Here is a 20,365-nt window from a genome sequence, read left to right as displayed (position 1 = left end):
GCTCCTCACTCCCCCTCGACCACGCGGACGAGGTGGGCGACCTTCGCGATCATACCGCGAATGGCCGGAGTATCCTGGAGAGTGGAGCGGCGATGCCGCTTGTTCAACCCGAGGCCCTTGAGGGTCGCTTCCTGGTCAAACGGGCGGCGGATCGGCGAACCGATCTGCTCCACGGTGATGGTCTTGTCGCTCATGGCGCGCTCCTATCCGTCGGTTCGCGCCGCTCAGTCGGTCGCTTCCGCGTCTTCGACGCGGCGGCGAGACTGAAGCTGCGACACCTTGAGGCCACGCCGCGCAGCAACCGAGCGCGGACTGTCCTGGTTCTTGAGCGCATCGAACGTCGCGCGAACCATGTTGTACGGGTTGGAAGACCCAAAGGACTTCGCCACCACGTCATGCATGCCCAGCGTCTCGAACACGGCGCGCATCGGACCGCCGGCGATGATGCCGGTACCAGCCGGAGCGGCACGCAGCACCACCTTGCCAGCACCATGGTGCCCGGCAACGTCGTGATGGAGCGTACGGCCTTCACGCAGCGGCACGCGGATCAGCGCGCGCTTGGCGCTTTCGGTCGCCTTGCGGATCGCCTCCGGGACCTCGCGAGCCTTGCCGTGACCGAAGCCAACCCGCCCCTTCTGATCGCCGACGACGACCAGAGCGGCGAAGCCGAAGCGCCGGCCACCCTTCACCACTTTCGCGACACGGTTGATGTGGACCAGCTTGTCCACAAACGTGTTGTCGCGATCCTCGCGCTCCTGGCGCGGTTCCCTTTCACGGGCCATTTGCTCGTCCTCGCGTCAGAACTGAAGGCCGCCTTCGCGGGCGCCCTCAGCGAGCGCCTTGACGCGCCCATGATAGATGTATGCGCCACGATCAAACACGACCGCAGTCACGCCCTTGGCCGCCGCGCGCTCCGCCACCAGCTTGCCGATGGTCTTGGCCGCCTCGGTGTCGGCGCCGGTCTTGAGAGAGGAGCGCAGCTCCTTCTCCAGGCTCGACGCAGACGCCAGGGTCTCACCCTTCGCGTCGTCGATGATCTGCGCATAGATATGCTGCGAGGTGCGGTGCACCGAAAGGCGCGGACGCCCGTTCGCAGCAACTCGAATGGCGCGGCGCACCTTGGCCTTGCGGCGCGCCAGCGCCTCCAAATCCTTAGCCATGGTCCGCCTCCGTTACTTCTTCTTGCCTTCCTTGCGGAAGATGAACTCGCCGGCGTACTTGACGCCCTTGCCCTTATAGGGCTCGGGGCCGCGGAACTCGCGGATCTCAGCCGCCACCTGGCCGACCTGCTGGCGATTGATGCCGCTGATGACCACCTCGGTGGGCTTCGGCGTCACGATCTGGATCCCTTCCGGAATCGCATAGATCACGTCGTGGCTATAGCCGAGCGACAGGTTGAGGCTCTTGCCCTGCACCGCCGCCTTGTAGCCGACGCCCGTGATCTCGAGCTTCTTCTCGAAGCCCTTGGTCACGCCTTCCACGAGGTTCGCCACCAGCGTGCGGGACATGCCCCACATCGCCTTATGACGATTGGTCTCGCCGTTCATCGCCAGCTGGATCTCGGAACCCTCGATCTTGGCCGCGATTTCCTCAACAAGAGTCACCTCGAGGGCGCCCTTGGGTCCCTTCACCTTCACCGTCTGGCCGTCCAGCGTGGCGGTCACGCCGGCCGGAATGGCGACGGGAAGCTTGCCGATCTTCGACATGTAATCCTCCCTCGCCTCAGAACACGGTGCAGAGCACTTCACCGCCAACGTTCTTGTCGCGGGCTTCGTGGTCGGCCATCACGCCCTGGGGCGTGGACACGACAGCGATGCCGAGACCGTTGGCGACGCGCGGCAGATTCTTCACCGACGCATAAACCCGGCGACCGGGCTTCGACACACGGGCGATCTCACGAATCACCGGAGTGCCGTCGAAGTACTTGAGCTCGATCTCGAACTCGCTACGGCCATTGCCATGGTCGGTGGCGGTGTAGCCCCGAATATAGCCTTCGTCGCGCAGCACATCGAGCACCGAGGCCCGCAGACGGGAACCGGGAGAAGACGTCTTCTCCTTGCGGCGCATCTGGGCGTTACGGATACGGGTGATCAGATCGCCGATGGGATCATTCACAGACATGCGATCCTCCTCACCAGCTCGACTTCACGAGACCGGGGATCATGCCCTGGTTACCAAGCTCGCGCAGCGCAACGCGGCTCACCTGGAGCTTGCGATAGAACGCGCGCGGACGGCCCGTCACCTCGCAGCGATTGCGGATGCGGATCTTCGCGCCGTTGCGCGGCATCTCAGCCAGCTTCAAGGTCGCCTGGAAGCGCTCCTCGATCGGCAGGGTCTTGTCATTCACGATCGCCTTCAGACGCGTGCGCTTCGCCGCCTGGCATGCAGCCAGCTTGCGACGGCGCTCGTTCGTCTCGATCGCGCTCTTCTTCGCCATCTCTTGCTCCTGTTCTCCGCGTCTGAGGGCGCTTATCACCCCCTCACGGCCGGAAAAGCATTCGAAACAGTCACTCTGTGAGCCGCGCCCCTGAGGAAGCGGCAAGGGGCACTTGCCTTCGGAAGACCGAATCGAAGCGCCCCTTCTAATCGATCACTGGCGGAAGGGGAAGTTGAAGGCCTTGAGCAGAGCCCGGGCCTCGTCGTCCGTCTTCGCGCTGGTGCACACGATGATGTCCATGCCCCAGATCTGCTCGACGCGGTCGTAGTTGATCTCGGGGAACACGATGTGTTCCTTGATGCCCATGGCATAGTTACCACGGCCATCGAAGCTCTTGGGGTTCAGGCCCCGGAAGTCTCGCACGCGCGGCAACGCCATGTTCACGAGACGGTCCAGGAACTCATACATGCGCACCTTGCGAAGGGTAACCTTCGCACCGACCGGCTGGTTCTCGCGCAGCTTGAAGTTCGAGATCGCCTTGCGGGCGCGGGTCAGAACCGGCTTCTGGCCGGCGATGAGCGCGAGGTCCGCGGCGGCAGTCGTCGCCTTCTTGGTGTCAGCGGTCGCCTCGCCAACGCCCATGTTGATGACGATCTTCTCGATGACCGGCACTTCCATGGGGTTCTTGTAGCTGAACTGCTCGATCAGCTTGGCGCGCACCACATCGTCATAATGGGTACGCAGCCGCGGAGTGTAAGCCTCAGCCATCGATCTTCTCCCCGGAGCGCTTGGCCACGCGGACCTTGCTCCCGTCTTCCAGCACCTGGAAACCGACGCGGGACGGCTTGCCATCCTTCGGGTCGGCAATGGCGATGTTCGACAGGTGGATCGGCCCTTCCTTGGAGATGATGCCGCCTTCCTGGTTCGCCGTCTGGCGCTGGTGGCGCTTGACGATATTGACGCCACGGACGAGCGCACGCTCCTCCTTCGGCATCACCTGAATGACCTCGCCGGTGCGGCCCTTGTCGCGGCCGGCGAGGACGACGACCTTGTCGCCCTTCTTGATCTTCGCGGCCATCACAGCACCTCCGGCGCCAGCGAGATGATCTTCATGTGGTTCTTGGAGCGAAGCTCACGCGGAACCGGGCCGAAGATACGAGTGCCCACCGGCTCCTTATTGTTGTTGATCAGCACCGCCGCATTGCGGTCGAAGCGGATCACGGAACCGTCGCCGCGACGGATGTCCTTGGCGGTACGGACCACCACGGCCTTCATCACGTCGCCCTTCTTCACGCGACCGCGCGGAATGGCCTCCTTGACCGACACCACGATGATGTCGCCCACATGGGCATACTTCCGCTTCGAGCCGCCAAGCACCTTGATGCACATGACGCGACGCGCGCCGGAATTGTCCGCCACGTCGAGATTGGTCTGCATCTGGATCATGACGCACCTGTTCTCGTCATCCGGCGCCACCGGTCACCCGGCGTTGCCTAACCCTTGTTTGCCGTGCCCCGCTCATCGAAACACGGATTGCCGCGATGCGGTCTCCTCTCGCTCCGCCGGTGAAGCAGAGCGACGGACCCAGCATCGGGGCCAGTCCCTCACCCGAGCCGAATCACCCGGGTGAGAAAGCTCTCAGTATCAGACTTCCGCCCGCTTCTCACCCTGGATCACGATCCAGTTCTTCAGCTTGGACAGAGGCCGATGCTCCTCAATCCAAACCGTATCCCCCACCTTCCAGGCGTTGGCCTCGTCATGGGCATGATACTTCTTGGACCGACGAACGGTCTTCTTCAGCAGCGGATGGGTGAAGCGCCGCTCCACCCGGACCACCACGGTCTTGTCGGTTTTGTCGCTCACCACGACGCCCTGGAGCACGCGCTTCGGCATCGCTTCCTCACTTAGCCTTCTGCGCCGCAGTGGCGCTCTTCTGATTCTGCACGGTCTTGATCCGCGCGATATCGCGGCGGATCTGCTGGTTCCGTGCAGTATTCTCCAGCTGACCCGTCGCCTTCTGGAAGCGCAGGTTGAACTGTTCCTTCTTCAGCTTCAGCAGCTCATCGGCGAGCTGATCGGGGCTGAGGGCCCGAACGTCCTCGGCTTTCATGAGCCTCTCCTCACTCGGCGATGCGCTGGATGAAGCGCGTCTTGATGGGCAGCTTGGCCGCCGCGAGGGTCAGCGCCTCGCGGGCGATCTCGGCGCTCACGCCGTCGATCTCGAACATGATGCGGCCCGGCTTGATCTTGGCAGCCCAGTATTCCGGAGCGCCCTTGCCCTTACCCATACGCACTTCGGTGGGCTTGGACGACACGGGCACATCCGGGAACACGCGGATCCACACACGACCGGCACGCTTCATGTGACGGGTGAGGGCGCGACGGGCCGCCTCGATCTGGCGGGCGGTGACACGCTCCGGCTCCATGGCCTTGAGGCCGAATTCGCCGAAGTTCAGATCCGTACCGCCCTTGGCGACGCCGTGAATGCGTCCCTTGAACTGCTTACGGAACTTGGTGCGCTTGGGTTGCAGCATGGCTTAATCGCCTTCTCTCTCGCAGCCGTCAGGCGCGGTCGCCGCGGTCGCCGCGGTCGCGATCGCCACGCTCGCGGTCACCACGCTCACGCCGCTGGGGACGCGAAGAGGGACCAGCTTCCTGCTCGGCCTGGCGCTTGTCCTGCGCCATGGGATCGTGCTCGAGGATCTCGCCCTTGAAGATCCACACCTTGACACCGCAGGTGCCATAGGTGGTGAACGCCGTGGCGGTGCCGTAGTCCACATCCGCACGCAGGGTGTGCAGCGGAACGCGGCCCTCGCGGTACCACTCGAGGCGGGCGATTTCTGCGCCACCCAGACGACCCGAGCAATTGATACGGATGCCTTCCGCGCCCAGACGCATGGCCGACTGGACGGCCCGCTTCATGGCACGACGGAACGCAACACGACGCTCAAGCTGCTGCGCGATGGACTCGGCCACCAAGCGCGCGTCGGTCTCCGGCTTGCGGATCTCGACGATGTTGATGAAGACCTCCGAGTTGGTCATCTCGGCGACCTTCTTGCGCAGCTTGTCGATGTCCGCGCCCTTCTTGCCGATGACCACGCCCGGACGAGCCGAGTAGATGGTCACACGGCACTTCTTGTGCGGACGCTCGATCACCACGCGCGACACCGCCGCCTGCTTGAGCTGCTTCAACAGCATCTCGCGGATGCGGAGATCCTCGTGCAGGAGCTTGCCGTATTCACCCTTATTGGCGAACCAGCGGGAATCCCACGTGCGGTTAATGCCGAGCCGGAGCCCGACCGGATTGACCTTCTGACCCATCAGGCCCGCTCCTCGACTTCCCGCACCACGATGGTGATGTGGGAGAAGGGCTTCTCGATCCGCGAGGCGCGACCGCGCGCACGGGGAGAGAACCGCTTCATCACCAGACCCTTGCCCACGTGCGCTTCGGCGACGATCAGATCGTCCACGTCGAGCTCGTGGTTGTTCTCGGCATTGGCAATCGCGCTCTCGAGGCACTTCTTCACATCGCGGGCGATCCGCTTGTGAGAGAACTCGAGATCGGCGAGGGCCGTCGCCACCTTCTTGCCGCGGATCAGGCCCGCGACCAGGTTCAGCTTCTGGGGGGAGACGCGCAGATTGCGCGCCACCGCCTTGGCTTCGTTGTCCGCGAGCGCGCGGGGCTTTGCCTGCTTACTCATGACCGATCACCGCCGCTTCGACTTCTTGTCGGCCGCGTGTCCGTAGTAAGTGCGCGTGGGCGCGAACTCACCGAACTTGTGACCGATCATTTCCTCGGTGACCGACACGGGCACATGCTTCTGCCCGTTATAGACGCCGAAGGTTAAGCCCACGAATTGGGGCAGAATGGTGGAGCGCCGGCTCCAAATCTTGATCACGTCCCGGCGACCCGAACCCGAAGCGGCTTCCGCCTTCTTCAGAAGGTAGCCGTCGACGAACGGGCCTTTCCAAATCGACCTAGTCATCTGTCAGGCCCTCACTTCTTCCGCTTGTGGCGGCTGGACACAATAAACTTGTCCGTCGCCTTGTTGCTGCGGGTCTTCTTGCCCTTCGTCGGCACACCCCAGGGCGTGACCGGATGACGGCCACCCGAGGTGCGGCCTTCACCGCCGCCGTGCGGGTGATCGACCGGGTTCATGACGACACCGCGGTTGTGGGGGCGCTGACCCAGCCACCGATTCCGCCCGGCCTTACCGAGCGAAGTGTTCATGTGGTCGGGATTCGAAACCGCACCCACGGTAGCATAGCACGCGCCGTGAACCAGACGCTGCTCGCCGGAATTCAGACGCAGGATCACGTAGCCTTCATCGCGGCCCACGATCTGCGCATAGCTGCCGGCGGAGCGAGCGATCTGCCCACCCTTGCCCTGCTTCAGCTCCACATTGTGCACGATCGTGCCCACGGGAAGCGAAGCCAGCGGCCCGGCATTGCCCGGCTTCACGTCCACCTGGCTGCCCGCGATCACCTGGTCGCCAGCAGCAAGACGCTGCGGAGCCAGGATGTAAGCGAGCTCACCGTCCTCGTACTTGAGGAGGGCGATGAATGCAGTGCGGTTCGGATCATACTCGATCCGCTCCACGGTGGCCGGCATCTCGCGCTTGGTGCGCTTGAAGTCCACCAGGCGATAGGTCTGCTTATGACCGCCGCCACGGAAGCGGACGGTGATGCGACCGTTATTGTTACGTCCGCCCGAGGAGCTCTTGCCCTCGGTCAGGGTCTTTACCGGCTTGCCCTTGTAGAGGCCGGAGCGGTCCACGATCACGAGCTGGCGAAGGCTCGGCGTGACCGGCTTGAAATGCTTCAGCGCCATGGTCTTATCCCGTTCCCCTCAGCTCTTCAGAGGCCCGTGGTGATATCGATCTTCTGACCCTCTTCGAGGGTCACGACGGCCTTCTTGACGTCGCTGCGGACGCCCTTGCGGCCGCGGAAGATCTTCACCTTGCCCTTGCGGACCAGGGTGTTGACGCTCTTGACCTTCACGTCGAAGAGCTTCTCCACCGCTTCCTTGATCGCCGGCTTCGTCGCCGTGCCGGCGACGTCGAAGACGACCTTGTTCTGCTCGCTCGCGTTCGTCGCCTTTTCGGTGATGACCGGAGAGAGGATCACGTCGTAGTGACGCGGCTCGATGTTGCGCGCGGAACTCATTTGAAGCGCGCCTCCAGCGCATCCACGGCGGCCTTCGTCAGCACCAGCGTGTCGCGACGCAGGATGTCGTAGACGTTGATGCCCTGGACCGGGAGCACATCCACGTAGGGCAAGTTGCGGGCGGCCAGCGCCACGTTCTGCTCCACCTGGGCCCCGTCCACGATGAGCACCGACGCCCAGCCGAGCTGCGCGAAACGGTCCTTCAAGGCCTTGGTCTTCGGATCGGCCATCGACACATTGTCGACCACCACAATCTGCTCCGCCTTCAGCTTGGACGACAGAGCGTGCTTCAGCGCGAGGGCACGAACCTTCTTCGGCAGCTCGAACGCATGAGAGCGAACGACCGGACCGAAGGCGCGGCCACCACCACGGAACTGCGGCGCAGACGCCGCACCGTGACGGGCGTTACCGGTGCCCTTCTGCTTGTACATCTTCTTGGACGTGCGGTTGATCTCCGAACGACCCTTGGTGCGGTGCGTGCCGGCCTGGCGACGGGCGAGCTGCCACGTCACCATGCGGTGCAGGATGTCCGCACGCGGCTCGAGACCGAAGATCTCATCCGACAGCACCACGGACCCGGCGTCAGCGCCGTCGAGCGTCTTGACGGTGAGTTCCATCACGCGCCCTCCTCATTGGTGGCTTCAGCCGCAGGAGCAGCCTCGCCGGCGGTCGCGATCTTGAACGCGCCCGGCTTGGGAGCCTCAGCCGGCAGCTTCTTCTTCACCGCGTCGCGCACGGTGATCCAGCCGCCAGCGTGACCGGGAACCGCACCCTCGACCGCGATCAGGCCGCGCTCGACGTCGGTCATCACGACCTTCAGGTTCTGGGTCGTGACGGTCACGTCACCCATGTGGCCAGGCATCTTCTTGTTCTTGAAGGTCTTACCCGGATCCTGACGGCCGCCGGTCGAACCAATCGAACGATGCGAGATGGACACACCGTGGGAGGCGCGAAGGCCACCGAAGTTGTGCCGCTTCATGCCGCCCGCGAAACCCTTACCAATGGTGGTACCGGTCACGTCGACATACTGACCCACGACGAAGTGATCGACGGTGATCTCGGCTCCAACCGGGATCAGCGCCTCCTCCGGCACGCGGAACTCAGCCATCTTCCGCTTGGGCTCAACCTGAGCCACCGCGAAGTGGCCGCGCTCGGCGCGGGTCACATTCTTCGGCTTACGCCGGCCAGCACCAAGCTGCACCGCGACGTAGCCATTCTGATCGAGCGTACGGTGGGCAACCACCTGGCAGCTCTCGACTTTCAGCACAGTGACCGGAACATGTTCACCGGCATCCGTAAAGATGCGGGTCATGCCGACCTTCTGGGCGATGACGCCTGACCGCATGGTCGTGTCTCCTCGCCTCTCGTTCAGAGCTTGATTTCGACGTCAACGCCGGCGGCGAGGTCGAGCTTCATCAGCGCGTCCACCGTCTGGGGCGTCGGATCGACGATATCGAGCAACCGCTTGTGAGTACGCATCTCAAACTGCTCGCGCGACTTCTTGTCGATGTGCGGAGAGCGATTGACGGTGAACTTCTCGATCCGCGTGGGCAGCGGAATCGGGCCGCGCACCTGCGCACCCGTGCGCTTGGCCGTGGCGACGATCTCTCGCGTCGACGCATCGAGGATGCGGTGATCGAACGCCTTCAGGCGAATTCGAATGTTCTGGCCGTTCATGGCTCAAAGGCTCCGGGAATGAAGGGCACGCGCTCCGCGAACACCGCGCGGCGCGGCGTGCCCCCGTTTCTTTTCGTTTTGGCTCACTCGATGATGGAGGCAACCACGCCGGCGCCGACCGTGCGGCCGCCTTCGCGGATGGCGAAGCGCAGCTTCTCTTCCATGGCGATCGGAACGATCAGCGCCACGTCCATCGACACGTTGTCACCGGGCATCACCATCTCGGTGCCTTCCGGCAGCGTGCACACGCCGGTCACGTCCGTGGTGCGGAAGTAGAACTGCGGGCGATAGTTGGTGAAGAACGGAGTGTGACGGCCGCCCTCTTCCTTGGTCAGGATGTAGGCTTCGGCCTTGAACTTGGTGTGGGGCTTCACCGAGCCGGGCTTGCACACGACCTGGCCGCGCTCCACGTCCTCACGCTTGGTGCCACGCAGCAGGATGCCGACATTGTCACCGGCCTGACCCTGGTCGAGCAGCTTGCGGAACATTTCGACGCCGGTCACCGTGGTCTTCACGGTCGGACGGATGCCGACGATTTCCACTTCCTCGCCGACCTTGATGATGCCTCGCTCCACGCGACCGGTCACCACGGTGCCGCGGCCGGAGATGGAGAACACGTCCTCGATGGGCATCAGGAACGGCAGGTCAACCGGACGCTCCGGCTGCGGGATGTAGGCGTCGACCGCCTCCATCAGCTTGAGCACGGCGTCACGGCCGAGAGCCGCATCACCATTCTCAAGGGCCACGAGGGCCGAGCCGCGGATGATCGGGATATCGTCGCCGGGGAAGTCGTACTTGGACAGAAGCTCACGCACTTCCATCTCGACGAGCTCGAGCAGCTCCGGATCGTCGACCATGTCGCACTTGTTGAGGAACACCACCAGGGCCGGCACGCCGACCTGACGGGCGAGCAGGATGTGCTCACGGGTCTGGGGCATGGGGCCGTCAGCGGCGGACACCACCAGGATGGCGCCGTCCATCTGCGCCGCGCCGGTGATCATGTTCTTCACATAGTCGGCGTGCCCGGGGCAGTCGACGTGCGCATAGTGGCGATTGGCAGTCTCATACTCGACGTGAGCGGTCGAGATGGTGATGCCACGGGCCTTCTCTTCCGGCGCCTTGTCGATCTGGTCGTAGGCGGTGAAGGTGGCGCCACCGGCCTCGGCCAGCACCTTGGTGATCGCAGCCGTCAGCGACGTCTTGCCATGGTCGACGTGACCAATGGTGCCGATGTTGCAGTGCGGCTTCGAACGGTTAAACTTTTCTTTGGCCATGGGACGCTCCGTCGGGTCTCTCTGGCGTGATCTTTAAGGGTGAATGGGGCTCAGGCCGACGCTCACGCGTACTTGGCCTGAACCTCCTGAGCCACGTTCGACGGCACCTGCTCGTAGTGGTCGAACTGCATGGTGAAGGTGGCACGGCCCTGGCTGAACGAGCGCAGGGTGTTCACGTAGCCGAACATGTTGGCGAGCGGCACCATCGCGTTGATCACGTTGGCGTTGCCACGCATGTCCTGGCCCTGGATCTGGCCACGACGGGAGTTCAGATCGCCGATGACCGAACCCGTGTAATCCTCGGGGGTCACCACCTCGACCTTCATGATCGGCTCGAGCAGAACCGAGCTGCCCTTCTGGAGGGCTTCACGGAAGGCAGCGCGAGACGCGATTTCGAAGGCCAGAGCCGACGAGTCCACTTCGTGGAACGCGCCGTCGATGAGCTGAACCTTGACGTCCACCACCGGGAAGCCCGCAAGCACACCGGCACCGAGCACGCTCTCGAGGCCCTTCTGGACGCCCGGGATGTACTCCTTCGGCACCGCGCCGCCGACGATCACGCTCTCGAACTGGAAGCCCTTGCCCGCCTCGTTCGGCTCCACCACGAACTTCACCCGAGCGAACTGGCCGGTACCACCGGTCTGCTTCTTGTGGGTGTAGTCCACTTCGGTCTTCTTCGTGAGGGTCTCACGATAGGCGACCTGCGGGGCACCGATGTTGGCGTCCACCTTGTAGGTGCGCTTCAGGATGTCGACCTTGATGTCGAGGTGCAGCTCGCCCATCCCCTTGAGGATGGTCTGGCCGCTCTCGTGGTCGGTCGACACGCGGAAGGACGGATCCTCGGCGGCCAGCTTCGACAGGGCGATGCCCAGCTTCTCCTGGTCGGCCTTGGACTTGGGCTCGATGGCGATCTCGATGACGGGTTCCGGGAACTCCATCTTCTCGAGGATCACCGGCTTCTCGGTCGAGCACAGCGTGTCACCGGTACGAACTTCCTTGAGGCCAGCGAGAGCGACGATGTCGCCCGCATAGGCTTCCTTGATGTCCTCACGGTTGTTGGCGTGCATGAGCAGCATCCGACCCACGCGCTCGCGCTTGTCGCGAGTGGAGTTCAGGAGGCTCATGCCTGCTTCCATCACGCCCGAATAGACGCGGCAGAAGGTGATGGTGCCCACGAAGGGGTCATCCATGATCTTGAACGCGAGGACAGACAGCGGCTCCGCATCCGAAGGCTTGCGGTCGGTCTCTTCCTCGGTCTTGAAATCGATGCCCTTGATGGCGCCGCGATCGATCGGCGACGGCAGGAAGTCCACCACGGCGTCGAGCAAAGGCTGCACGCCCTTGTTCTTGAACGCGGAGCCGCAGAACACCGGGTTGAACTTACGCCCAATCACGGCCTTGCGGATGAGGGACTTCAGGGTCGCCTCGTCCGGCTCGGTGCCGTCGAGGTAAGCGGCCATGGCGTCGTCGTCGAGCTCGACGGCGGCTTCCACGAGCTTATTGCGGTACTCAGCGGCCTTGTCGGCGAGATCCGCGGGGATCTCCTCGTCATGGTACTTCGCACCCAGGGCCTCGTCTTCCCACACGACCGCCTTCATGCGGACGAGGTCGATGATGCCCTTGAAGTTGCTCTCGGAGCCGATCGGCAGCTGGCAGCACACAGGATTGCCGGCCACGCGGTCCACGATCATGTCGACGCAGCGGTAGAAGTCGGCACCGATCTTGTCCATCTTGTTGACGAACACGATGCGGGGCACGTTGTACTTGTCCGCCTGGCGCCACACGGTCTCGGTCTGCGGCTCGACGCCCTGGTTGCCGTCCAGCACGCACACGGCGCCGTCCAGCACGCGCAGCGAACGCTCCACCTCGATGGTGAAGTCGACGTGCCCGGGGGTGTCGATGATGTTCAGACGCTTGCCCTGCCAGAAAGCGGTCGTCGCGGCCGACGTAATGGTGATGCCGCGCTCCTGCTCCTGGGTCATCCAGTCCATGGTGGCGGCGCCATCATGGACTTCGCCGATCTTGTGGCTCTTGCCGGTGTAGTAGAGGATCCGCTCAGTGGTCGTGGTCTTGCCGGCATCGATGTGAGCCATGATGCCGAAGTTGCGGTAATCCTCGATCGCGTGAGTACGGGGCATGGGAAGCGTCCTCTCCGATCACCAGCGATAGTGCGAGAACGCCCGGTTGGCCTCGGCCATACGGTGCGTGTCTTCGCGTTTCTTCACGGCAGCGCCGCGATTGTTGGCCGCATCGAGCAGCTCGGCGGAGAGACGCTCCACCATGGTCTTCTCGTTGCGCGCACGGGCGGAAGCGATGAGCCAGCGGATCGCCAGGGTCTGGCGACGCTCGTTCCGCACTTCCACGGGAACCTGGTAGGTGGCACCACCCACGCGGCGGGAGCGAACCTCAACCGCAGGCGCCACGTTCTCGAGGGCCTGGATGAAGACTTCCACCGGATCGTGCTTGGCCTTGACCTCGACCACGTCGAGGGCGCCGTACACGATGGACTCGGCCACGGACTTCTTGCCGTCACGCATCACGGAATTCATGAAGCGGGACAGAATGGTGGACCCGAACTTCGGATCCGGGATGACTTCGCGGCGCTCGGCCTTGTGACGACGGGACATTTCTAATTCCTCACTTCAGCCGATCACTTGGGCCGCTTCGCGCCGTACTTCGAACGGCGCTGCTTGCGGTTCTTCACGCCCTGCGTATCGAGCACGCCGCGCAGGATGTGATAGCGCACGCCAGGAAGATCCTTCACGCGGCCACCGCGGATCATGACCACGGAGTGCTCCTGAAGGTTGTGGCCTTCACCGGGGATGTAGCCGATCACTTCGTAGCTGTTGGTGAGCCGCACCTTGGCGACCTTACGAAGGGCCGAGTTCGGCTTCTTCGGGGTCGTGGTGTAGACGCGCGTGCACACGCCGCGCTTCTGGGGGCTCGCCTGGAGCGCCGGCGCCTTGTCCCGCGCCTTCTGCGCTTCCCGCGGCTTACGGATCAGCTGGTTGATCGTCGGCATGTACGCCTTCGCCTCGTCCTGACCTGCGGCCTTGGCCGCAACTTTTAAGTTCGACGGCCTTGCGACCGCCACGGCTGGCCACCTCACGGTGGCCTTACGAAATTCGTTTCAACCGCCGGAGACCGGCTGGCCGCACAACGAACAGAAAAGGCGCCGCTCGCCACCGCACTCGGCGGCGAACACGCCTTGTTCGCGACAGAGGATCACAACGCTCGACCCGGAACCGGCTCGGTTCCGGCGGCGCTGCGATCATGCACCTGAAGTTATCGCAGTGCTGTTCCTGGCAGCGTTTCGGTGCCCTGAAAGACGCTGTGGCCAGTGGGCTTTCGCCGGGGGCCTTTGCTGCGTCTCTCGTTCAGGCACCGACCGCCTGCCGCGAAAGTGGGCTGCTTCTAGCTGCAGAGTCGCTCTGCGTCAAGAGTTTCAACGCTTCGGAGCCGAGAAAAGGGGGCTCGAGGGGCATTTTTGCTCTGCACCCAAGGTCTAGCACCCCCGCCCGGAGGGTTTTATGACAGCGGCAAAGCAAAGGGCGCGGCACCAAGGCGCCGCGCCCCAAGGCAACGTTTTATTAAGGAATCAGCCGAGCAGAGAGGCGACGCCGTCGCGCTCCTCGAGGAGTTCCTTGAGGGTGACGTCGAACTTGGTCTTGGAGAAGTCGTCCATGGGCAGGCCCTTCACGACTTCGTAATCGCCATTGGCGCACACGGCGGGCACGCCGAACACGATTCCCTCCGGCACGCCGTAGGAGCCGTCAGACGCCACGCCCATGGAAACCCAGCCACCATTGGTGCCGTGGATCCAGTCGTGCATGTGGTCAATGGCCGCGTTGGCCGCGGAGGCGGCGGACGACAGGCCACGCGCCTCGATAATGGCGGCGCCGCGCTTGCCCACGGTGGGAATCAGCGTGTCGCGATACCAGGCCTCGTCACCGACGAGCTCCGGCAGCGGCTTGCCCTTCACGGTGGCGAAGCGGTAGTCGGCATACATGGTCGGGGAGTGGTTGCCCCACACGGCCAGCTTCTCGATGTCCTGGCTCAGCACGCCCGCCTTCTTGGCGAACTGCGAGAGCGCGCGGTTGTGGTCGAGACGCAGCATCGCGGTGATGTTGCGGGCCGGCAGGTCCGGAGCGCTCTTGGCGGTGATGTAGGCGTTGGTGTTGGCCGGGTTGCCGACCACCAGCACCTTCACGTCGCGCTTGGCGACCTCGTTGAGGGCCGCGCCCTGCACCTTGAAGATCTCGGCGTTGGCGGAGAGCAGGTCAGCGCGCTCCATGCCCTTCGAGCGCGGACGGGCGCCCACCAGGATGGCGGCGTCGATGTCCTTGAAGGCCACCTTGGGGTCGGAGGTGATGACAACGTCGGCGAGGTTCGGGAACGCGCAATCCTCGAGCTCCATCACCACGCCGCCCACCGCGCCCTGGGCCTGCGGGAGATCGAGAAGCTGCAGAATGACCGGCTGATCCTTGCCGTACAGATCGCCATTGGCGATGCGGAACAGAAGCGAATAACAAATCTGACCGGCGGCGCCCGTAACGGCGACGCGAACGGCGGGTTTGGTCATGGGAAAATGCCCTTTGCCTTGAGTGAGCCCCTCAGGCTCGGGCGCGCAATCTATTCCCACAGGCGGCGAATGCAAAGACGAATGCACACCGAGGTGCACCTCACCCCCCGCTTCCTTCGTCTAGGTGTCCTGCACCCCATGGGGCAAATGCCGATACCACCGCGCCTTCCCCATCCCGGGTGAGCGCCCGGCCGGGAGGCAAATTGTCGCCGGCCTCGCTCGGATAGCTGCGACCCGCGCGCTTTCCCCGCTCGCCCCCTGGCGTGGGGCATGTCTGCGCGTGGACGGCGACCACCCGGCTCGCGCGTCGCGGGACCTGAAATACCTTTCCCAGGCGCCGCGCCACGCATCAGCGCAGCGACTGGCGACCGTGGCACGGGTTCCTTTGTCAGGCAGCCGTCAGATGACCACGACGCGGTCCGAGAGCTCGTTCACGTCGCCGGGCCGCTGCGGCATGGGGCGCGCCAGAAGCTCGCCCGCACGCCGCACGCCGGAAACGAGGCCCTCGACGAGGCTGCCCTTGCGCGCCTCGCGGGAGATCGAATCGCAGATCTCCGCCCAGGCCACGGGCCCCAGGGGCGTGTGCACCCCGTCGTCCGCCACCACCTCGACCAGCCTTTCGCGGGCCGCGACGAAGATGAGAATACCGGTGCGGCCAGAGGTTTGCGACACGCCATGGGCCAGGAAGGCCTCGATGGCCGCCGAGCGGGCCGCGGCCTTCAGCGCCAGGCGCGGCACCACACGTTCCGTCATCTGCGGCAGCATCAGGATGCCCGCCACCACCAGGAAGATGATGGCCTGGACCTGGAGGATGCTGAGCGCAGACATGGGCCACAGCACCACGATGGCCCACGGCAGCACCAGCGAGACCAGCGACGACCACATCACCGAAAAGAAGGGGTGCTGAACCAGCGACCCGCGGGACACCACCACGCGGATTTCCGCCGAGGTCTGCAGCTCGGCGGCCGCGATCGCCTCATTGACCTCGCGCATGTCCTCGGGCGAAAGCCCGAAGACGACGGTCGCCGGCGGACGGGCGGCGGCGCCCACGTAGCTCATGTCCTGCTTGCGATCGGGCGCGGGGGCGGCCTCCGGCTCCTTGGCCGCAGCCGGCGCCTGAGGCGGCTGCGCGCGCGGCGGGCGGCCCGGCTGAGCCTGGGCAGCGGGGTCGGCGCGCCCTGCGCGCACGGGCCCCTGTCGGCGGTCAGCCACCATGACGGTCTCCAGCACCTGCGACCATTGTCGGACGTCCAGTCTTGTCAGAACGGCTGGTGGAATACCAGCATTGCATCATGCCACATCGCGCGCCGGGGCGCCGCAGCAAATTACCAGCTTCCGGAGGCACCGCCACCGCCCGATGAGCCCCCTCCCCCGGACCAGCCGCCCGAGTCGCGGTCGCTGCCGCTGCCCCAATCCCAGGTCGTGACCGGGGCAGCCGCCTCGCCCGAGCGTTTCCGGCGCCCCGCCATGCGCGCGCCGCGCCCGCCCGAGCCCGACCGCGCCGCCCGCCAGAAGATGTAGATCCACAGCGCGATCATCAGGATCAGCACGATCACGCCGAGCCAATCCTCCAGGCTGGTTTCCTCCGCCTCGGCGCGGGCACGGGCGCGGGCCTCTTCCGGATCCAGATTGAGGATCTCAATGATGGCGTCCGTGCCCTTCAGGATGCCGTCCGGCATGTCCCCCGCCTTGAAGGCGGGCACGATGGCGTTGCGAATGATGGTGCTGGCCACCGCATCGGTGAGGATGCCCTCCAGGCCATAGCCGACCTCGATGCGCACCTTGCGCTCATTCGGCGCCACCAGCAGCAGCACGCCATTGTTCTTGCCTGCCTGCCCGATGCCCCAGGCGCGGAACAGCTCGTTGGCATAGTCCTCCACCGCGCCGCCCTCCAGCGAGGGAACGGTGGCGACCACCACCTGGTCGGACGCCTTCTCCTCCTGGGCCACCAGGCGCGCTTCCAGTTCGGCTCGGCTGACGGGGTCGAGGATATTCGCGGCATCGACCACGCGGCCCGTCAGCGGCGGGAACGTATAGGCGCGCGCGCCCGTCGAGAAGGCTGCCAGCAGCGCCATAGCGAGGGCCATGGCAAGCCACGCTCTCGCCACCGCAGCCGGTGCCAACGCGCCGGCGAAACCGCCGCGCCCCCAAGCTCGCCCGACGACCCGGCCGCTCACGCCCCGGTCCTCAATTGAACCGGACCTGGGGAGCGCGCGTCTGCTCCTCGGAAATCGTGAAGGTTTCCATGGGCTTGTAGGAGCGATAGAGGGTCGCGGCCCAAAGCACGCCAGGGAAGGTCTTCAGCTCGGTATTGTAGGCCTGAACCGCGCGGATATAGTCGCGCCGCGCCACGGCGATGCGATTTTCCGTTCCCTCGATCTGGGATTGGAGCGCCAGGAAGTTCTGGCTGGACTTCAGGTCCGGATAGGCCTCCGAAACCGCGATGAGCCGCCCCAGCGCCCGCCCCAGCTCGCTCTGTGCCGCCTGGAACTGCTTGAACTTCTCCGGATCGGTGATGGTCGAGGCGTCCACGTTGATAGAGGTCGCCTTGGCCCGCGCCTCGATGACGGAGGTGAGGACGTCACGCTCCTGGGAGGCGTAACCCTTCACCGTCTCCACCAGATTGGGAATGAGATCGGAGCGGCGCTGATACTGGTTCAGCACCTCGCTCCACATGGCCTTGGCGTGCTCCTCCGAAGTGGGAATCACATTGATTCCGCAGCCCGCGAGCAGGAGCGAGACCATGACCGCGAACAGCGGGGCCCTCAGCCCCGAAAGCCGCGCCGCGAACGAACCACCCATCGCTTCTCTCCCTCGCTCAATCCTGGACGCTGTTACCGCACCGCGTGCGCCGTGACCATGCGGCAGTCCCTAGGCCGACCCCAGATAGCCGGGCAGGTCCTGCGCCTCATCCAGGCGCGAGACCTTGATGGCCAGCTCTTCCGCCAGCTCCAGATCCACTTCCAGCAGCCGGTTGCTCATGAAGGAGCGATAGTAATTGCCCCACATGAATTCCTGAAACGGCGTGTCCTCGTTGGAATAGGCCCGGCCGCGCACGCCGCGGGCCAGCGTGCGCCATGGATTGTCGGTGAGATCCTTCACGTTCTGGGGAATCTTCACGCACGGCCGGCGATTGCCATCCGTATCGATGGGCCAGCACAGGCTTTCCCGCTCCATCCGCTGCCAGAAGCCGTGCAGATCGAGGTCCGACCAGTCCGCCACCCGGGTGCCGAGCACCGCCTTGTTCTCGTCGATCCGCTGCAGGGCCCGGCACAGATGGTGGTGATCCACCATGTAGATTCGCCCGCCCGGGCCCAGCACATGGGGAATCGCCTTGGCGGCGACCAGCGCCTTCAGCTCGCTTTTCGAAAGGGCGTCCATGGCCTTGGCCCGGCGCTTCACCTCGCTGAGGCCCAAGGTGAGCTGCGTGGGATGCAGCAGGTCGATCCGGATCTCTTCACCTTCGCGTGGCTGTCCCATGCACACCCCCCGGTTCACTGGCGCCGCCGGCCTGCGCACCTTAATGCGGCGAACGGCGGAAGTGGAGCGCCCCGCGCCTCCGTCGAACGGCCAGCCGCCCCCCCCCCCCCCGACACAAAAACGGCGCCCCAAAGGGCGCCGCTTCCGCTTTTTCCGATGCAACCGGAGACTCAGCTCGGGGAGATCATCTTCTCGGGACGAACGATAGCGTCGAACTCCTCGTTCGTCACATAGCCGCCGCCCACGGCCTCGTCGCGCAGGGTGGTGCCCTTCTTGTGCGCGGTCTTGGCAATCTTGGCGGCGTTGTCGTAGCCGATCTTCGGGGCGAGCGCGGTCACCAGCATCAAGGAGCGCTCCAGGCCCGCCTTGATGTTGTCCTCGCGCGGCTCGATGCCGATCACGCAATGCTCGGTGAAGCTCAGCGCCGCATCCGACATGAGGCGCACGGACTGCAGGAAGTTGTAAGCCATCACCGGGTTGTAAACATTGAGCTCGAAGTGACCCTGGCTGTCGGCGAAGGTCAGCGTGGCATGGTTGCCGAAGATCTGCGCGCAGACCTGCGTCATCGCCTCGCACTGGGTGGGGTTCACCTTGCCGGGCATGATGGACGAGCCGGGCTCGTTCTCCGGCAGCGCCAGCTCGCCGAGGCCCGAGCGCGGGCCGGAGCCCAACAGGCGGATGTCGTTGGCGATCTTGAACAGAGAGGCCGCAACGGTGTTGATGGCGCCATGCGTGAACACCATGGCGTCGTGAGCCGCCAGCGCCTCGAACTTGTTCGGAGCGGAGGTGAACTCAAGGCCGGTGATCTCGGCAATCTTGGCCGCCACCTTCTCGGCGAAGCCGATGGGCGCGTTGAGGCCGGTGCCCACCGCGGTGCCGCCCTGTGCCAGCTGCATCAGGCCCGGCAGGGTCATCTCGATGCGCTTGATGCCGTTGGCCACCTGCTGGGTATAGCCGGAAAACTCCTGGCCCAGGGTCAGCGGGGTCGCGTCCTGGGTGTGGGTGCGGCCGATCTTGATGATGTGCTCCCACGCCTTGGACTTGGCCGCCAGGGCGTCGTGCAGGGTCTTCAGGGCCGGCAGCAGGCGATGCACCACTTCCTCGGCGGCGGCCACATGCATGGCAGTCGGGAAGGTGTCGTTGGACGACTGGCTCATATTGACGTGGTCATTGGGGTGCACGGGCTTCTTGGAGCCCTTCTCCCCGCCAAGCATTTCAATGGCCCGGTTGGAAATGACCTCGTTGGCGTTCATGTTGGACTGCGTGCCCGAGCCGGTCTGCCAGACCACCAGGGGGAAGTGCTCGTCCAGCTTGCCGTCCATCACCTCCTGGGCGGCGGACATGATGGCGTCGGCCAGCTTGGGATCGAGCCGGCCCAGATCGCGGTTCACCTCTGCGGCCGCGCGCTTGACGATTCCCAGCGCCCGTACCACGGGCAGCGGCTGCTTTTCCCAGCCGATCTTGAAATTGCCCAGAGAGCGCTGCGCCTGCGCGCCCCAATAGCGGTCGGAAGGAACCTCAATCGGACCGAAGGTATCGGTCTCCGTACGCGTGTTCATGGGTATACCCTCTCTCCTGGAGCGCCTCGAGCGACAGGATTTCCCTGCGCCTCGAAGGAAGCTTGCCGGTTCAGTGAGCTGCCGAATTCTCGGGCGAAGTGGCTCTGCGTCCGCGTGAAGAAAGCACTTGATGTGGAGGACCCGGTGCGTGCGCCCCGCCTGCCGGCCGGGCGCGCTGCGGATCGCGCGGCGGCCTCATAGCACGGTCCCGAAGCCACGGGGAGACAGCCTTCCGCCGCATTCCTCCGGC

Annotated in this window: 30 protein-coding genes; all 30 read right to left on the bottom strand. The window is 64.7% G+C overall.

Features of this window, described 5'->3' with window-relative positions:
• Positions 1-5 precede the first annotated feature (5 nt).
• Positions 6-194 (bottom strand): 50S ribosomal protein L30, encoded by a 189-nt coding sequence (gene rpmD / locus V5F26_RS12375; protein WP_234050027.1) that lies wholly within the window; start codon positions 192-194, stop codon positions 6-8.
• A 30-nt stretch (positions 195-224) separates the two neighbouring features.
• Positions 225-782 carry a 30S ribosomal protein S5 gene (rpsE, locus tag V5F26_RS12370; RefSeq protein WP_234050026.1) on the bottom strand — a complete coding sequence of 186 codons (558 nt, stop codon included), beginning with the start codon at positions 780-782 and terminating at the stop codon, positions 225-227.
• A gap of 15 nt (positions 783-797) precedes the next feature.
• Complete coding sequence (gene rplR / locus V5F26_RS12365; RefSeq protein ID WP_234050025.1) at positions 798-1,160, bottom strand: 50S ribosomal protein L18; 363 nt, start codon at positions 1,158-1,160, stop codon at positions 798-800.
• A 12-nt stretch (positions 1,161-1,172) separates the two neighbouring features.
• Positions 1,173-1,706 (bottom strand): 50S ribosomal protein L6, encoded by a 534-nt coding sequence (gene rplF, locus V5F26_RS12360; RefSeq protein WP_234050024.1) that lies wholly within the window; start codon positions 1,704-1,706, stop codon positions 1,173-1,175.
• A gap of 16 nt (positions 1,707-1,722) precedes the next feature.
• The gene (gene rpsH / locus V5F26_RS12355) at positions 1,723-2,121 is read right to left on the bottom strand and encodes a 30S ribosomal protein S8 (RefSeq protein WP_234050023.1); all 399 of its coding nucleotides are present in this window, start codon (positions 2,119-2,121) and stop codon (positions 1,723-1,725) included.
• A 10-nt stretch (positions 2,122-2,131) separates the two neighbouring features.
• On the bottom strand, positions 2,132-2,437 hold the full coding sequence (gene rpsN / locus V5F26_RS12350; RefSeq protein ID WP_394058947.1) for a 30S ribosomal protein S14: 306 nt from the start codon (positions 2,435-2,437) through the stop codon (positions 2,132-2,134).
• Positions 2,438-2,590: 153 nt separating this feature from the next.
• Entirely contained in the window at positions 2,591-3,145 is a 555-nt protein-coding gene (gene rplE / locus V5F26_RS12345; protein WP_234050021.1) for a 50S ribosomal protein L5, read from the bottom strand.
• Complete coding sequence (gene rplX / locus V5F26_RS12340) at positions 3,138-3,455, bottom strand: 50S ribosomal protein L24 (RefSeq protein ID WP_234050020.1); 318 nt, start codon at positions 3,453-3,455, stop codon at positions 3,138-3,140. The genes rplE and rplX overlap by 8 nt, the downstream gene beginning before the upstream one ends.
• Positions 3,455-3,823 carry a 50S ribosomal protein L14 gene (gene rplN, locus V5F26_RS12335; protein WP_234050019.1) on the bottom strand — a complete coding sequence of 123 codons (369 nt, stop codon included), beginning with the start codon at positions 3,821-3,823 and terminating at the stop codon, positions 3,455-3,457. The genes rplX and rplN overlap by 1 nt, the downstream gene beginning before the upstream one ends.
• A gap of 198 nt (positions 3,824-4,021) precedes the next feature.
• On the bottom strand, positions 4,022-4,270 hold the full coding sequence (rpsQ, locus tag V5F26_RS12330) for a 30S ribosomal protein S17 (protein WP_234050018.1): 249 nt from the start codon (positions 4,268-4,270) through the stop codon (positions 4,022-4,024).
• Positions 4,271-4,277: 7 nt separating this feature from the next.
• Entirely contained in the window at positions 4,278-4,487 is a 210-nt protein-coding gene (gene rpmC, locus V5F26_RS12325; protein WP_234050017.1) for a 50S ribosomal protein L29, read from the bottom strand.
• Positions 4,488-4,497: 10 nt separating this feature from the next.
• Positions 4,498-4,911 (bottom strand): 50S ribosomal protein L16, encoded by a 414-nt coding sequence (gene rplP, locus V5F26_RS12320; RefSeq protein ID WP_234050016.1) that lies wholly within the window; start codon positions 4,909-4,911, stop codon positions 4,498-4,500.
• 28 nt (positions 4,912-4,939) lie between these two features.
• Complete coding sequence (gene rpsC, locus V5F26_RS12315) at positions 4,940-5,698, bottom strand: 30S ribosomal protein S3 (RefSeq protein WP_234050015.1); 759 nt, start codon at positions 5,696-5,698, stop codon at positions 4,940-4,942.
• Complete coding sequence (gene rplV / locus V5F26_RS12310) at positions 5,698-6,078, bottom strand: 50S ribosomal protein L22 (protein WP_234050014.1); 381 nt, start codon at positions 6,076-6,078, stop codon at positions 5,698-5,700. Before rplV ends, rpsC begins: the two co-directional genes overlap by 1 nt.
• Before the next feature lie 6 nt (positions 6,079-6,084).
• Positions 6,085-6,363 carry a 30S ribosomal protein S19 gene (gene rpsS, locus V5F26_RS12305; RefSeq protein WP_234050013.1) on the bottom strand — a complete coding sequence of 93 codons (279 nt, stop codon included), beginning with the start codon at positions 6,361-6,363 and terminating at the stop codon, positions 6,085-6,087.
• A gap of 11 nt (positions 6,364-6,374) precedes the next feature.
• Entirely contained in the window at positions 6,375-7,208 is an 834-nt protein-coding gene (gene rplB, locus V5F26_RS12300) for a 50S ribosomal protein L2 (protein WP_394058951.1), read from the bottom strand.
• A gap of 26 nt (positions 7,209-7,234) precedes the next feature.
• On the bottom strand, positions 7,235-7,543 hold the full coding sequence (locus V5F26_RS12295) for a 50S ribosomal protein L23 (protein WP_234050011.1): 309 nt from the start codon (positions 7,541-7,543) through the stop codon (positions 7,235-7,237).
• Positions 7,540-8,160 (bottom strand): 50S ribosomal protein L4, encoded by a 621-nt coding sequence (gene rplD / locus V5F26_RS12290; RefSeq protein WP_234050010.1) that lies wholly within the window; start codon positions 8,158-8,160, stop codon positions 7,540-7,542. Before rplD ends, V5F26_RS12295 begins: the two co-directional genes overlap by 4 nt.
• Positions 8,160-8,888 (bottom strand): 50S ribosomal protein L3, encoded by a 729-nt coding sequence (rplC, locus tag V5F26_RS12285; protein ID WP_234050009.1) that lies wholly within the window; start codon positions 8,886-8,888, stop codon positions 8,160-8,162. The genes rplD and rplC overlap by 1 nt, the downstream gene beginning before the upstream one ends.
• A 23-nt stretch (positions 8,889-8,911) precedes the next feature.
• On the bottom strand, positions 8,912-9,220 hold the full coding sequence (gene rpsJ, locus V5F26_RS12280) for a 30S ribosomal protein S10 (protein WP_012113701.1): 309 nt from the start codon (positions 9,218-9,220) through the stop codon (positions 8,912-8,914).
• An 83-nt stretch (positions 9,221-9,303) separates the two neighbouring features.
• The gene (gene tuf / locus V5F26_RS12275; protein ID WP_234050008.1) at positions 9,304-10,494 is read right to left on the bottom strand and encodes an elongation factor Tu; all 1,191 of its coding nucleotides are present in this window, start codon (positions 10,492-10,494) and stop codon (positions 9,304-9,306) included.
• 62 nt (positions 10,495-10,556) lie between these two features.
• The gene (gene fusA / locus V5F26_RS12270) at positions 10,557-12,632 is read right to left on the bottom strand and encodes an elongation factor G (RefSeq protein WP_234050007.1); all 2,076 of its coding nucleotides are present in this window, start codon (positions 12,630-12,632) and stop codon (positions 10,557-10,559) included.
• 18 nt (positions 12,633-12,650) lie between these two features.
• Positions 12,651-13,121, bottom strand: a complete 471-nt coding sequence (gene rpsG / locus V5F26_RS12265) for a 30S ribosomal protein S7 (RefSeq protein ID WP_234050006.1) — start codon at positions 13,119-13,121, stop codon at positions 12,651-12,653.
• Between the two features lie 23 nt (positions 13,122-13,144).
• Positions 13,145-13,516 (bottom strand): 30S ribosomal protein S12, encoded by a 372-nt coding sequence (gene rpsL / locus V5F26_RS12260; protein WP_012113697.1) that lies wholly within the window; start codon positions 13,514-13,516, stop codon positions 13,145-13,147.
• Positions 13,517-14,092: 576 nt separating this feature from the next.
• Positions 14,093-15,076 (bottom strand): malate dehydrogenase, encoded by a 984-nt coding sequence (locus tag V5F26_RS12255; protein ID WP_394057925.1) that lies wholly within the window; start codon positions 15,074-15,076, stop codon positions 14,093-14,095.
• Positions 15,077-15,475: 399 nt separating this feature from the next.
• On the bottom strand, positions 15,476-16,291 hold the full coding sequence (locus V5F26_RS12250; RefSeq protein WP_234050004.1) for a TPM domain-containing protein: 816 nt from the start codon (positions 16,289-16,291) through the stop codon (positions 15,476-15,478).
• Positions 16,292-16,401: 110 nt separating this feature from the next.
• Positions 16,402-17,163 (bottom strand): TPM domain-containing protein, encoded by a 762-nt coding sequence (locus tag V5F26_RS12245; RefSeq protein ID WP_394946051.1) that lies wholly within the window; start codon positions 17,161-17,163, stop codon positions 16,402-16,404.
• 100 nt (positions 17,164-17,263) lie between these two features.
• On the bottom strand, positions 17,264-17,821 hold the full coding sequence (locus V5F26_RS12240) for a LemA family protein (RefSeq protein ID WP_370640629.1): 558 nt from the start codon (positions 17,819-17,821) through the stop codon (positions 17,264-17,266).
• 126 nt (positions 17,822-17,947) lie between these two features.
• On the bottom strand, positions 17,948-18,556 hold the full coding sequence (locus V5F26_RS12235) for a ParB-like protein (protein ID WP_394057923.1): 609 nt from the start codon (positions 18,554-18,556) through the stop codon (positions 17,948-17,950).
• Positions 18,557-18,726: 170 nt separating this feature from the next.
• The gene (gene fumC / locus V5F26_RS12230; RefSeq protein ID WP_394946050.1) at positions 18,727-20,115 is read right to left on the bottom strand and encodes a class II fumarate hydratase; all 1,389 of its coding nucleotides are present in this window, start codon (positions 20,113-20,115) and stop codon (positions 18,727-18,729) included.
• Between the last annotated feature and the right edge of the window lie 250 nt (positions 20,116-20,365).

It is taken from the genome of Xanthobacter variabilis, from assembly GCF_043831965.2.
Lineage (GTDB): Bacteria > Pseudomonadota > Alphaproteobacteria > Rhizobiales > Xanthobacteraceae > Xanthobacter.
The sequence above is the reverse complement of the archived record's forward strand: the minus strand, read 5'-3'. Positions and strand labels throughout refer to the sequence as shown.